The organism is Proteus sp. TSJ240517 (genome assembly GCF_047921575.1).
Taxonomy (GTDB): Bacteria; Pseudomonadota; Gammaproteobacteria; order Enterobacterales; family Enterobacteriaceae; genus Proteus.
This window is the reverse complement of the sequence record NZ_JBLRMH010000001.1, coordinates 125,238-137,297: the sequence shown is the minus strand read 5'-3', so window position 1 is coordinate 137,297 and position 12,060 is coordinate 125,238. Positions and strand designations below refer to the sequence as shown.

Below are 12,060 nucleotides of genomic sequence, written 5' to 3'. Positions count from 1 at the left end.
TTATATTCTCTCTTTTCAGAAATCTCTTCTGTTTTTACGATCGGCCTTTACTATATAGTAAGCTATATATTATTAAAATCAGTGTCGACATACGCAAAAAACGAGCTATAACTGATACTAGATAACATTGGTATAATCTGAATAATTTACCTCAGATTTTCTTTAGGAGTGACTATGTTTAAGCATTTACTTATTGGTCTTTTTACAATGACTGTACTTACTGGTTGTGTGAATACAAATTCACTATCTGGTGACACTTATACCGCAAGCCAAGCAAAACAAGCTCAAAATATTACTTATGGTACAGTGGTTTCTGTGCGTGCAGTAAATATTCAAGCGGGTAGCGATGAGAATATTTTAGGCGCTATCGGTGGTGCCGTTCTTGGTGGTATGCTAGGTAACACTGTGGGGGGTGGTACAGGTCGTAATCTTGCAACAGCCGCGGGTGCAATAGCAGGTGGTATGGCAGGACAACAAGCACAAGGCGCTTTAAATACCACTAAGGGTGTTCAAATTGAAGTTCGTTTAGATAGTGGTAGAACTGTCGCTATCGTTCAAAAAGCAGATAATACTGTTTATAGCCAAGGTCAACGTGTTGCAGTTATTGGCAACGGAAATAACTTAACTGTTTCTCCTCGCTAATGAACAACAAAAAACAGGCAACATTAAAGTTGCCTGTTTTATTTTATGACTCAATAATAAGTAACCTAAAGAGAGAACGAATATATAATCTAGTTATGACAATTAGGATTATATAATGATTTTTGTTATATACTCGTCATATTTCAAATTTCAGTATTGTTGACATCGTTTACTCGCACCAGTGACATATTTTATATATCCCTAGTGACTCATTCACTTGTTATCTAGCTGAACATCAAATTATTTAGAGTATAGTTATCATCATGTCATTAATCTTATTTAAATAGAATATATATTAAATTTGAAATTATTAGTCATTTAACCTATTTATATTTTTTTCTAATTTTTGGATTGTACCTATTAGCCTTTCGATTTCGTCTAGTTGGATACCACCTAATATTTCTCGTCTCGTTTTTTCTATAACAGTATAAACCTCATTAATAAAAGGCTCAGATTCTTTTGTTAATTTTATACGTTTTGCTCTACGATCATTTGCACATGTATGCCGACATATCAGCTTTTTTTCTTCCAGTTGATCTAAGGTTCTCACTAAAGACGGTTGCTCGATCCCTATTGCTTTTGCCAATTGGATTTGTGACTGCTCTGGAGGTAATTGGCTGATATTGTACAAAGTAACCCAGTGGGTTTGGGTTAATTTTAATGGTTTGAGACGATGATCAATTAAAGCACGCCACAATCGAACTAAACGCGCTAAATCAGCTCCTAATGTTGATTCCACTTATCTCTCCTTAATTAGCATTTTCAGTCAACTTATTACAAAGTTTAGATATTCATTTTTAATACAATATTTACCTATTCTTTTTAATTAAAACATTACCTTTAATAACTAATATAGTTATAACCCTATTTATTAGATAAGTAATTATTTTCCAGATATAATTAAAGCTTTTCTTTCTAGCAAAGAAAGTTCATAAAGAATAACCTTGTTATAAAAACTAATCTATATTTTTTTACATAATAATTATTATTATTTTAAATCCAACACTAAAACCAAGAAAAAAACCATTCTTATCAATTGATTGCAAATAAAAATAGAGCAACAACACTTTAAAGTTATAACTTTATATTAATAAAGAAAAAATAATAAACCACATAACTACAATAAATAACAATAATGAATTAAAAAGATAGTTAATTATTATTTTAATATTAAAAAATAAGTAGCACATTTAAAATAAATTGAGTTGATCATTTTCTCTTTCAATTGAAGAACCCAGTTTTTTTAATGTTCTTAAATAACGTTGCTGACAAAGTCGTAATATATTTCTTTTCTCTTGTTGACTCATTATTGACCAATTAAACCGCTCTTGGCGACTGCGATAGCACCCAACGCAATATCCTTGCGCATTCATTTCACAACGCCCAATACAAGGACTAGGAATATCAAAAAATTCTAATTGTTCTTGCATTTGATTTTCCCTCCCTATTGTTTGTTACAATAGAGTATAGTTAATAGAGATATTATCTGCACAACATGATTTATTGAACTGTTAAAGGCGTAGTAAAATTGAACTTTAGGGCTTTAACGCGTTATAGTACTCCGCCATCAGTTTAACTGTAGGGTTTAATCATTAGAAAAACACAAGAGGTTTATATGCGAGTACTTCATACCATGATCCGTGTGGGCGATTTACAACGTTCTATCGACTTTTATACCAAGGTTTTAGGTATGCAACTTCTACGCACTAGCGAGAATGAGGAATATAAATACTCGTTAGCTTTTGTTGGTTATGGTGATGAAAGCACTGGTGCGGTTATCGAATTAACCTATAACTGGGGTGTAAACAGCTACGAAATGGGAACCGCTTTTGGGCATGTGGCATTAGGTGTTGATGATGTTTCCGCAACCTGTGAAGCCATTCGCCAAGCTGGCGGTAATGTTACCCGTGATGCGGGTCCAGTAAAAGGTGGCTCAACAATTATTGCTTTTGTTGAAGATCCTGATGGATATAAAATCGAGCTCATCGAAAACAAAAGTGCAAGTCACGCTCTAGGTAACTAATATTTATTAAAACCAGAAAGATAACATGTGTATCTTTCTGGCCTTACTGATTATCAATTTCCGATATTCTATTTTTATCGGATAAGTACAACTTAATGCCTGATATAAATAATCCCAATAAGCTTTGTAACCGTTTTCGGGGTTACTACCCTGTTGTCATTGATGTTGAAACAGGTGGATTTAATGCGAAAACAGACGGTTTACTTGAAATCGCCGCCATTACACTAAAAATGGATGAGCAAGGTTGGCTAAAACCTGATAACACATTACATTTTCATGTTGAACCCTTTGAAGGGGCTAATTTAGAGCCAGCAGCCTTAGAGTTTACAGGTATTGATCCAACTAATCCTTTACGTGGCGCAGTCAGTGAATATGAAGCCTTTCATGCCATTTTTAAAATGGTACGTAAAGGAATGAAGGATGCAGATTGTAATCGCGCTATTATTGTCGCTCATAATGCAAATTTTGATCACAGCTTTGTGATGGCTGCTGCTGAGCGTGCTGGATTAAAACGTAATCCTTTTCACCCTTTTGCCACCTTTGATACAGCGGCTTTAAGTGGATTGGTATTAGGGCAGACAATTTTGGCTAAAGCCTGCATCACTGCTGGCATTCCCTTTGATAGCAAATTAGCGCACGGTGCATTATACGATACTAATCGCACATCATTACTTTTTTGTGAATTAGTTAACCGTTGGAAAAAGCTTGGTGGATGGCCATTGCCTACATCTTGAAACTATGATTTCGCTGATACATTTATGAATAACAGAAAAAAGCCCGTTCATCATTGAACGGGCTTTTTTATCGAAGATCTCATTATTTTATGCGTTTCAATACCGACACAATAAAAATTAATTACTGTGCTTCTTCTTCACCACGGTATTTATCAGCAGTCTCTTTTAATAACTTCTGTAATTCACCGCGCTGATACATTTCTAAAATAATGTCACATCCACCGACTAATTCACCATCTACCCATAATTGTGGGAAGGTTGGCCAGTGTGCATATTTTGGTAGCTCTGCACGAATATCTGGGTTTTGCAAGATATCAACATACGCAAAACGCTCACCACAAGCAGAAATAGCTTGAACTGCCTGAGCAGAAAAACCACAACTTGGTAATTTTGGTGAACCTTTCATGTATAAAATAATTGGGTTTTCATTGATCTGGCGTTCAATTTTTTCAATAGTCGTCATTTGTAAGTCCTTACAGCCTTTTATATTCGATATGCTTTATAGGGGAAAACATGAAAGAAGAATACCACTTTATATTAGAAACCTCTATATAAGTTTAGTTCTCGATATAAAACAATAAGTTGGTATTAATCTATGAGATTATTGATGAGAAAAAATACAATAAAGCATAAAAAATAAATCAATACGTTACCGATGGTTATGAGTGTGTTTTATCCTATTAGCTCCCCTTTTATTTTTGCAGTTTTTCCTTTCTTAATTTTAAGAGCATTTTTTCTTCACTTGATTTTAAAGTATATGAAGCACTGCTTTATTATTAAATGAAATAACAACGGCTTTAGTTTTACATCAAAATCAATATATTAAATTTCATAATCTATACATTAAGATAAAACGCTACTTTATTAAAAGGATATAATGTATATAAATAAATTTGTTATAAACCTTGATGAGTATTAACTATGGATATGATTTTGCTGTTTCTTTTAGTGGGATGTATCACTGGCTTTTTTGCTGGACTACTTGGCATAGGAGGCGGTGCAATCATTGTTCCGGTAGTTATGTATGTAGTGAGTCAACAAGCTATCCCAACAGATATGGTGATGAAAATTGCCTTATCTACCTCGTTCTCTGTCATTATATTTTCCACAGCATCTTCAGCGTATTCCCATAACAAACATAAAGCCATTTTATGGCAGCAATTTCCTCTATTATCCATCGGCACTATCATTGGTATGCTTGTTGGGACATTTTTGGTACAAAAAATGTCAAACACGATATTGCAAATCGTGTTCTGTATTTTCATGGTATATACCATCTATGGATTATTAACTAAAAAGAAAGAAGCAGAACGCATAGAAAACGTGAAAGATCCTGTTGTTTCAAAACCAGCGTTAACCAGTGGTGGCTCTTTAATTGGCTTTATATCCAGCTTTATCGGTATTGCTGGTGGGACTATCACCATTCCTCTTTTAAGTCATTGGGGATTTAATACACGCAAATGTATTGCAACCTCTTCAATGATTGGTGTCATCATCGCTTCCATAGGCACAATCATGGGTATTATCTATGGTTGGAATCAAACAAATATTGATGACTATTATTTAGGCTTTGTTTACTTACCTGCCTTTATTGGAATAAGCATTACCAGCATTCTCTTCGCCCCTGTCGGTGTAAAAGTTGCTTATCGCCTACCTATTCCAAGAGTTCGCCAAATATTTGCATTATTCCTATTCTTAGTCGTAGTGAAAATGATGTATACACTGATGATAGAGTAAGCAAAAAATGCAACAATCAGAGGATATAGGCTCTGAACACAGTCAATATTTTACTGCTTTACGAGTTACTCTGTGGGATATACTCTTATGAGTATAATTAATCTATATGGCTTATAACTATAGATAAAAGATATTTAGCTGTTATTTCAACAGATTTTTGTTAAAATAATTAGCAAAATAGTAACAACTTAGTGATTCATTTGCCTCATTCTATCAATTCAAATGATTTTGATGGAATGATTTCAGGCACAAAACCCGAAATAGATAGTTTAAAGGAGTACGCAATGTCTTTCGAATTACCAAAATTACCTTATGCGTTAGATGCTCTTGAGCCACACATCTCTAAAGAAACTTTAGAATATCACTACGGCAAACACCACCAAACCTACGTAACCAATTTAAATAACCTGGTTAAAGGTACTGATTTAGAAAGCAAATCCTTAGAAGAAATCATCAAATCTACTGATGGTGGTATCTTTAACAATGCAGCTCAAGTATGGAACCACACTTTCTACTGGAACTGCTTAGCACCAAACGCAGGTGGCGCACCAACAGGTAAAGTTGCTGATGCTATCAACAAAGCATTCGGCTCTTTTGAAGAGTTCAAAAAGCAATTTAATGATGCGGCAGCTAAAAACTTCGGTTCAGGTTGGACTTGGTTAGTTAAAAAAGCAGACGGTTCAGTTGCAATTGTTAACACGTCTAATGCTGCTACTCCAGTTTCAGGCGCAGACAAACCACTGTTAACAGTAGACGTATGGGAACATGCTTACTACATCGACTACCGTAATGCGCGCGTTAAATATTTAGAAGAGTTCTGGGCACTGGTTAACTGGTCATTTGTTGAAGCTAACCTTGCTTAATTGAGCTTGATAATCAAAGGTGAGTGATTGAGATTCATTTTTGGTGACAAAATAACAAAGGGCCTTGAGCCCTTTGTTATATTCAGATATTCGATAATTTATTATTTAAATTGATCGGATATTCTATAAAGCAGTGATTAGAACAACATAGTCGAAAATAAAACAATCATAACAAGCGCTGCTACTGCTGTACTCAAACCAAATTTCAGATCCGTATCCATCTATTTCTCCCTCAAAATGATTATAATACACTTTTTTAACCATAACCTTGTCATGGTTAATTATTATCACATATCAAAATTTGCTAAAATAGCGACTAGTGCACAATTTATAACATTGATTAATACTTTCACTTTTGAGCTAGATCATACAAAATTCACAGCTAATCGCTAAATTATTGCCAGTGTTTGCCCTATGTATGACTATACTGGCAGTTAAACCATAAAATTAGATAAAAGAGACCAATGAAGGTCAGGAGTTTTCCACACCATGGCAACAATAAAAGACGTGGCAAAACGCGCAGGCGTATCAACCACGACTGTTTCTCATGTGATCAACAAAACACGTTTTGTTGCTGAGAACACACGGGCAGCAGTTTGGGCCGCTATAAAAGAATTAAATTATTCGCCTAGTGCCGTTGCGCGTAGTTTAAAAGTCAATCACACCAAATCTATTGGCCTGTTAGCCACGTCCAGTGAAGCTCCTTACTTTGCTGAAGTGATTGAAGCTGTTGAAAATAGTTGTTATAGCAAAGGCTACACACTGATTTTATGTAATTCACATAATAACCTCGATAAACAAAAAGCCTATTTAGCGATGCTGGCACAAAAACGTGTTGATGGGTTATTAGTCATGTGTTCTGAATACCCCGATCACCTTCTGTCACTGTTAGAAGGCTATCGTAATATTCCAATGGTTGTCATGGATTGGGGTAAGGCGCGTGGTGACTTTACCGATACGATTATCGATAATGCTTTTCATGGTGGTTATATTGCGGGTCGTTACCTTATTGAACGAGGTCATCGTGATATTGGTATTATCCCTGGTCCATTAGAACGTAATACCGGTGGTGGTCGCTTACAAGGTTTCTTAAAAGCCATGGAAGAAGCAAAAATCACAGTAAAAGATGAGTGGATTGTACAAGGCGACTTTGAGCCAGAATCTGGTTATAAAGCCATGTATCAGATGTTAAATCAAAAACATCGCCCTACTGCTGTTTTTTGTGGTGGTGATGTGATGGCAATGGGCGCAATTTGTGCCGCTGATGAGCTAGGTTTACGTGTTCCTTTCGATATTTCCATTGTGGGTTACGACAATATTCGTAATGCGCGTTATTTTACACCAGCATTAACCACAGTCCACCAGCCAAAAGAGCGTTTAGGTCAAATGGCTTTGTCAATGTTGCTTGATCGCATCGTCAATAAACGCGAAGACGCCCAAACAATCGAAGTTCATCCACGATTAGTTGAGCGCCGTTCAGTTGCTGACGGTCCTTTTATTGACTACCGTCGTTAATTCAGATTTATTCGGCTATCTGATTTCTAGCGAAGCCATTCCTCATTTAAGGTTTGGCTATCTCCAAGATAATCTAACAACCATGTCAAAGCGGGTGATTCACTTTTATCGACCCACGTCAGGCAGCATGGGCTGTCTGGCAATGGTTGTGCCAGTTGTAAAGTAACCAGCTTACCTTGTTCAATTAAAGGTTCAGCACGATGCCAAGGCACCATTCCTACGCATAATCCCGCTAACAAACATTCAAGCCCCATATCCCATGTCGGAACAACCATTCTACGCTGATTATTTAGCGCCCAAGTGTCACGCTTTGGTAAACTGCGTGAAGTATCTTCTAAGCATAAACTTGGATAAGGTCGCATCTCATCATCCATTAATGGATGTTGTGCTTTCGCTAAAGGGTGACCAACATGACAAACACAGCGCCAAGGCATAAATCCCATATCTCTAAAACTATAACGTTCACCAATTGGTGAGGCTCTTGTTGCACCAATCGCTAAATCAACACGACCATTAACTAAGGAGTCCCATACGCCATTAAACACTTCAGGGTAGACATACAGCTCAATATCAGGAAAATGGCGGTAGAAATCGAGAATAAGTTGTTGTGTTCTTTCAGGTTTAACAATGCCATCAACTGCTATACTAAATTGACCACGCCACCCATTAGAAACTTGTTGACAAAGATGTCTAGTGTCATTCATTTTTTTGATAACAGATCGTGCTTCTTTGATGAAAATTTTACCTGCATCGGTTAATTCTACATCACGGTGACGGCGCTCAAACAAAGGAACGGCAAGCCATTCCTCTAATTGCCGAACAGTGTAACTAACGGCGGATGGCACTCTGTGCAATTCTTGAGCAGCGGAGCTAAAACTTCCTGTTCTTGCAACTGCATCAACAACTTCTAAAGAGTATTCTGACCACATAGAGTTTATTCCTTTGAAAATTTTTCACAGCATTAACCAAATATTCCCGTTTCACAAGTAAAATAAGTCTTAGTTACAATACATAAAATGTTCTACATCACATAGCATAGAAAATAAAATGAATTCTAAAACTTCCACACAATCAAAAACACCTATGAGCTTTATGGTGTACCTAGCGGGTTTGAGTATGCTAGGTTACTTAGCTATTGATATGTACTTACCTGCATTTGGTATGATGCAGCGTGAGCTCTCTATCAGCGAAGGTGCTATTAGTAATAGCTTAAGTATCTTTTTATTTGGCTTTGCTGTTGCTCAATTACTTTGGGGACCACTTTCTGACAAAGTCGGTCGTAAACCTATTCTACTTATTGGTTTAAGCCTTTTCTCTTTAGGCTGTCTTGGTATGCTGTGGGTTGAGAGTGCAACTGGCTTACTTGCTATGCGCTTCCTACAAGCTTTCGGCGTCTGCTCTGCGGCTGTTATTTGGCAAGCTCTTGTCATCGACCGTTTTGATGAATCTCGCGCTCAGCACGTTTTTGCTTTAATTATGCCACTGGTTGCATTATCACCAGCACTTGCGCCTTTAATCGGTGCATCATTATTAGATCACGGTGGCTGGCGTATGATTTTCATGGTGTTAATGGCTGTAACATTAGTTCTAATGTTACCGACATTAATGCTAAAAAACATTAAACAAAAATCAGTCACTGATGAAAACCAATCTACCGCTTCATTTACGACTTTACTAAAATCCCCTCTCTACACAGGTAACGTATTAGTTTACGCTTCTTGTAGTGCAGGTTTCTTTGCTTGGTTAGCTGGCTCACCAATCATTCTTGAAAAGATGGGCTACTCTCCACAGGATATCGGTTTAAGTTATATTCCACAAACTGTTGCATTTATGGTGGGTGGTTATGGCTGTCGTATTTTACTGTCAAAAATGGCAGGTAAAACGCTACTGCCACTGTTGTTAATTGGTTATGCTGTCAGTATGACTGCGTTATACCTTGTTGCTAAATTTACTGAGCCAACATTAACGACTATTTTAATTCCATTCTGTATTATGGCTGCAATGAATGGTGCATCTTATCCAATCGCAGTATCTAATGCTTTATCCGCTTACCCTGAAATTAGTGGTAAAGCAGCTGCGTTACAAAATGCACTTCAACTGGGTCTTTGTAGCTTAGCGAGTTTTATTGTGTCCGCATTTATCAGCCAACAACCGCTGATTAACACCACGGCAATTATGGCGTTAACAGCAATTCCAATGGCGGTTGGCTACTTTATTCAGCACAATAAATCTGTTACCAAGCACACGGTTCAAACCGCAGAATAATCGCCCCCTTATTTTAAGAATCATCTTAAAAAGGCCATTTTATAAAAATGGCCTTTTTCTTTTCTAGAGAAAAACATTCTACGTCTCTATACTTACTCATACGCTGTAATAGCATTTTATTTATTTTTCTTTCGGATTTTGAGACATTAAACAGATTATTTGCTGATTATGTCAGATTAGTTGTTTTATTAATTCTATTCGTTCAATTCATACTGAACACAATACCATTTTAATACTATCAATCTGTACACATCCTTTCTTAGCTTTATGTTTCAAAACCCGCTTAGTTTACGCGGAGAGTATATGAGTACATCTTGTGTAGAAGAAGGCCGAAAGACCTCCAACGATCCTTATAAAAAGATCGCAACAGAACTGTTAGCTCACGCTGATATTCGAGTTAATGGCTCAGAACCTTATGATATTCAGGTTCATAATCAAAATTTTTATAAAAGAGTATTACAGCAAGGCTCATTAGGTCTCGGCGAAAGTTATATGGATGGTTGGTGGGATTGTGAGCGACTAGATATATTCTTTCATAAAGTTTTACGTGCTGGTCTTGAAAATAAGCTTCCACAAAATCTACGTGATCTTTTCAAGATTGCAACAGCCCGCCTTTTTAATCTGCAAACACAAAAACGCGCATGGATGGTAGGTAAAGAGCATTACGATCTTGGTAATGATCTATTTACCGCCATGCTTGATCCTAATATGCAATATTCCTGTGGTTACTGGAAAAATGCAGATAATTTAGCCCAAGCCCAAGAGCATAAATTAGATTTAATTTGCCGAAAATTAGATTTAAAGCCAGGTATGACCTTATTGGATATTGGTTGTGGCTGGGGTGGACTAGCAGGCTACGCAGCCAAATACTTTGGCGTATCTGTTACGGGTGTCACTATTTCTGTTGAGCAACAAAAACTGGCACAAGCTCGATGCCAAGGACTTGATGTTAATATTATTCTAGAAGACTATCGTGATTTACATGAAAAATTTGATCGCATAGTTTCAGTGGGGATGTTCGAACACGTTGGACCTAAAAATTATGCAACTTATTTTGATGTAGTTCGTCATAATTTAAAAGAAGATGGTCTGTTTTTATTGCACACCATTGGTTCTAACCGCGATAAAGTAAATGTAGATAGCTGGATAAGCAAATATATCTTTCCTAATGGGTGTTTACCGTCTATTCAAAAAATTGCTCATGCAATGGACAATAAATTTGTGATGGAAGATTGGCATAACTTTGGCGCTGATTACGATAAAACATTAATGGCATGGTATCAGCGTTTTTTAGCGTGTTGGCCAAGTATTGAATCTAACTACACACCGCGTTTTAAACGTATGTTTAGCTATTATCTTAATGCCTGTGCTGGCGCATTTCGTGCCAGAGATATTCAGTTATGGCAAATAGTGCTAAGCCCTAAAGGCCATATTGGCGGTTTACAGATCCCTCGTTAATTATTTTTTTCTAACAAGAGAAAAGCCAGTTTGATTGATAAACTGGCTTTTTCTTTGGTTCTCTTTAAGAACAACAACATTAATCATTAATTGTGTGAAGCTTGTTCTTCATTTTCAATTTGTTGTGTTGCGAATAAAGCTTGTTGCTGTGCTTGTTGTGCCATAACGCGCTCTACTGTATCGACAATCGCTTGAGTTTGAGGATCAAGCTCAATATTGACTTTATCACCAAGGCGCTTACGACCTAATGTCGTTCTATCTCGAGTTTCTGGAATTAAATGGACACAAAAACGGTTATTAACCACATCGCCCACAGTTAAGCTTATTCCATCAATACCAATAAAACCTTTGTGTAAAATATACTTCATTAATGCTTTATCAAAAATACGAAACCATATTTGTAGATTATTTTCTGAGGTAATAATTTTGGCAACTTCAGCCGTTGTTACAATATGACCAGACATCACATGCCCGCCAATTTCATCACCATACTTAGCCGCACGTTCAATATTTACTTCGGAGCCGACTTTTAATTCACCAAGGTTAGTTAAACGTAATGTCTCTTTCACCAAATCAAAGCTAATATGTGTACCTTCAATTTTAGTGACCGTTAAACAGCAACCATTATTTGCAACAGAAGCACCTGTTTCTAAATTGCCGACTAACTCGCTGGGTAATTCAATGATATGGGTACGAAAATCGCCTTTATCTTCGATAGCAATAACCCGCCCTTTTCCCTGAACAATACCTGTAAACATCTTACATCTCCTTGGATCGATAAACTGGTAAACTCAATTTAGGTTTATGCTATTAAGGATAACAT

14 protein-coding genes are annotated in these 12,060 nt (G+C 36.6%); 8 read left to right on the top strand and 6 right to left on the bottom strand.

The genetic code is table 11. The annotated features are described in order from the left end of the window. Nucleotides 1-174: 174 nt before the first annotated feature. Nucleotides 175-642, top strand: a complete 468-nt coding sequence (locus ACNARN_RS00675; protein ID WP_075672187.1) for a glycine zipper 2TM domain-containing protein — start codon at nt 175-177, stop codon at nt 640-642. A 310-nt stretch (nt 643-952) separates the two neighbouring features. Here the strand turns inward: ACNARN_RS00675 and slyA are convergent, their stop codons facing one another. Together slyA and ACNARN_RS00665 are read right to left on the bottom strand one after the other, a co-directional pair. Then, nucleotides 953-1,381: a transcriptional regulator SlyA gene (gene slyA / locus ACNARN_RS00670; RefSeq protein WP_196533262.1), complete on the bottom strand. Its 429-nt coding sequence runs from the start codon at nt 1,379-1,381 to the stop codon at nt 953-955. Nucleotides 1,382-1,832: 451 nt separating this feature from the next. Then, the gene (locus ACNARN_RS00665) at nt 1,833-2,072 is read right to left on the bottom strand and encodes a DUF1289 domain-containing protein (RefSeq protein WP_198619594.1); all 240 of its coding nucleotides are present in this window, start codon (nt 2,070-2,072) and stop codon (nt 1,833-1,835) included. 185 nt (nt 2,073-2,257) lie between these two features. On the opposite strand from ACNARN_RS00665, the gene gloA reads away from it, so the two are divergent. Both gloA and rnt read left to right on the top strand, forming a co-directional pair. Continuing rightward, on the top strand, nt 2,258-2,665 hold the full coding sequence (gloA, locus tag ACNARN_RS00660) for a lactoylglutathione lyase (RefSeq protein ID WP_198619595.1): 408 nt from the start codon (nt 2,258-2,260) through the stop codon (nt 2,663-2,665). Between the two features lie 95 nt (nt 2,666-2,760). Beyond that, complete coding sequence (rnt, locus tag ACNARN_RS00655; protein ID WP_198632645.1) at nt 2,761-3,399, top strand: ribonuclease T; 639 nt, start codon at nt 2,761-2,763, stop codon at nt 3,397-3,399. A 121-nt stretch (nt 3,400-3,520) separates the two neighbouring features. On the opposite strand, the gene ACNARN_RS00650 is transcribed toward rnt, so the two are convergent. Beyond that, on the bottom strand, nt 3,521-3,862 hold the full coding sequence (locus ACNARN_RS00650) for a Grx4 family monothiol glutaredoxin (protein WP_006537039.1): 342 nt from the start codon (nt 3,860-3,862) through the stop codon (nt 3,521-3,523). Between the two features lie 458 nt (nt 3,863-4,320). Between ACNARN_RS00650 and ACNARN_RS00645 the strand changes: the two genes are divergently transcribed. Beyond that, complete coding sequence (locus tag ACNARN_RS00645) at nt 4,321-5,136, top strand: sulfite exporter TauE/SafE family protein (RefSeq protein WP_109372413.1); 816 nt, start codon at nt 4,321-4,323, stop codon at nt 5,134-5,136. Between the two features lie 284 nt (nt 5,137-5,420). Beyond that, nucleotides 5,421-5,999, top strand: coding sequence for a superoxide dismutase [Fe] (gene sodB, locus ACNARN_RS00640; protein WP_109372414.1), 579 nt, complete (start codon nt 5,421-5,423; stop codon nt 5,997-5,999). 137 nt (nt 6,000-6,136) lie between these two features. On the opposite strand, the gene ACNARN_RS00635 is transcribed toward sodB, so the two are convergent. Continuing rightward, nucleotides 6,137-6,220, bottom strand: a complete 84-nt coding sequence (locus ACNARN_RS00635) for a YnhF family membrane protein (RefSeq protein WP_103004765.1) — start codon at nt 6,218-6,220, stop codon at nt 6,137-6,139. Between the two features lie 268 nt (nt 6,221-6,488). Between ACNARN_RS00635 and purR the strand changes: the two genes are divergently transcribed. Beyond that, a complete protein-coding gene (gene purR / locus ACNARN_RS00630; RefSeq protein ID WP_198619596.1) occupies nt 6,489-7,514 on the top strand; it encodes an HTH-type transcriptional repressor PurR in 1,026 nt (341 codons plus the stop codon). A 26-nt stretch (nt 7,515-7,540) separates the two neighbouring features. Here the strand turns inward: purR and punR are convergent, their stop codons facing one another. After that, nucleotides 7,541-8,443 carry a DNA-binding transcriptional activator PunR gene (punR, locus tag ACNARN_RS00625; protein WP_416304009.1) on the bottom strand — a complete coding sequence of 301 codons (903 nt, stop codon included), beginning with the start codon at nt 8,441-8,443 and terminating at the stop codon, nt 7,541-7,543. A gap of 118 nt (nt 8,444-8,561) precedes the next feature. On the opposite strand from punR, the gene punC reads away from it, so the two are divergent. Together punC and cfa are read left to right on the top strand one after the other, a co-directional pair. Next, the gene (punC, locus tag ACNARN_RS00620; RefSeq protein ID WP_198625577.1) at nt 8,562-9,779 is read left to right on the top strand and encodes a purine nucleoside transporter PunC; all 1,218 of its coding nucleotides are present in this window, start codon (nt 8,562-8,564) and stop codon (nt 9,777-9,779) included. A gap of 303 nt (nt 9,780-10,082) precedes the next feature. Continuing rightward, a complete protein-coding gene (gene cfa, locus ACNARN_RS00615) occupies nt 10,083-11,237 on the top strand; it encodes a cyclopropane fatty acyl phospholipid synthase (protein ID WP_198629826.1) in 1,155 nt (384 codons plus the stop codon). Between the two features lie 86 nt (nt 11,238-11,323). On the opposite strand, the gene ACNARN_RS00610 is transcribed toward cfa, so the two are convergent. Next, nucleotides 11,324-11,995 carry a riboflavin synthase subunit alpha gene (locus ACNARN_RS00610; RefSeq protein WP_196533266.1) on the bottom strand — a complete coding sequence of 224 codons (672 nt, stop codon included), beginning with the start codon at nt 11,993-11,995 and terminating at the stop codon, nt 11,324-11,326. Nucleotides 11,996-12,060 lie beyond the last annotated feature (65 nt).

What these genes read in the sequence shown, in the direction of transcription:
- ACNARN_RS00650 (WP_006537039.1), bottom strand. Translation starts at nt 3,862, where the DNA reads ATGACGACTATTGAAAAAATTGAACGCCAGATCAATGAAAACCCAATT.
- gloA (WP_198619595.1), top strand. Translation starts at nt 2,258, where the DNA reads ATGCGAGTACTTCATACCATGATCCGTGTGGGCGATTTACAACGTTCT.
- rnt (WP_198632645.1), top strand. Translation starts at nt 2,761, where the DNA reads ATGCCTGATATAAATAATCCCAATAAGCTTTGTAACCGTTTTCGGGGT.
- purR (WP_198619596.1), top strand. Translation starts at nt 6,489, where the DNA reads ATGGCAACAATAAAAGACGTGGCAAAACGCGCAGGCGTATCAACCACG.
- sodB (WP_109372414.1), top strand. Translation starts at nt 5,421, where the DNA reads ATGTCTTTCGAATTACCAAAATTACCTTATGCGTTAGATGCTCTTGAG.
- cfa (WP_198629826.1), top strand. Translation starts at nt 10,083, where the DNA reads ATGAGTACATCTTGTGTAGAAGAAGGCCGAAAGACCTCCAACGATCCT.
- punC (WP_198625577.1), top strand. Translation starts at nt 8,562, where the DNA reads ATGAATTCTAAAACTTCCACACAATCAAAAACACCTATGAGCTTTATG.
- punR (WP_416304009.1), bottom strand. Translation starts at nt 8,443, where the DNA reads ATGTGGTCAGAATACTCTTTAGAAGTTGTTGATGCAGTTGCAAGAACA.
- ACNARN_RS00675 (WP_075672187.1), top strand. Translation starts at nt 175, where the DNA reads ATGTTTAAGCATTTACTTATTGGTCTTTTTACAATGACTGTACTTACT.
- ACNARN_RS00645 (WP_109372413.1), top strand. Translation starts at nt 4,321, where the DNA reads ATGGATATGATTTTGCTGTTTCTTTTAGTGGGATGTATCACTGGCTTT.
- ACNARN_RS00610 (WP_196533266.1), bottom strand. Translation starts at nt 11,995, where the DNA reads ATGTTTACAGGTATTGTTCAGGGAAAAGGGCGGGTTATTGCTATCGAA.
- ACNARN_RS00635 (WP_103004765.1), bottom strand. Translation starts at nt 6,220, where the DNA reads ATGGATACGGATCTGAAATTTGGTTTGAGTACAGCAGTAGCAGCGCTT.
- ACNARN_RS00665 (WP_198619594.1), bottom strand. Translation starts at nt 2,072, where the DNA reads ATGCAAGAACAATTAGAATTTTTTGATATTCCTAGTCCTTGTATTGGG.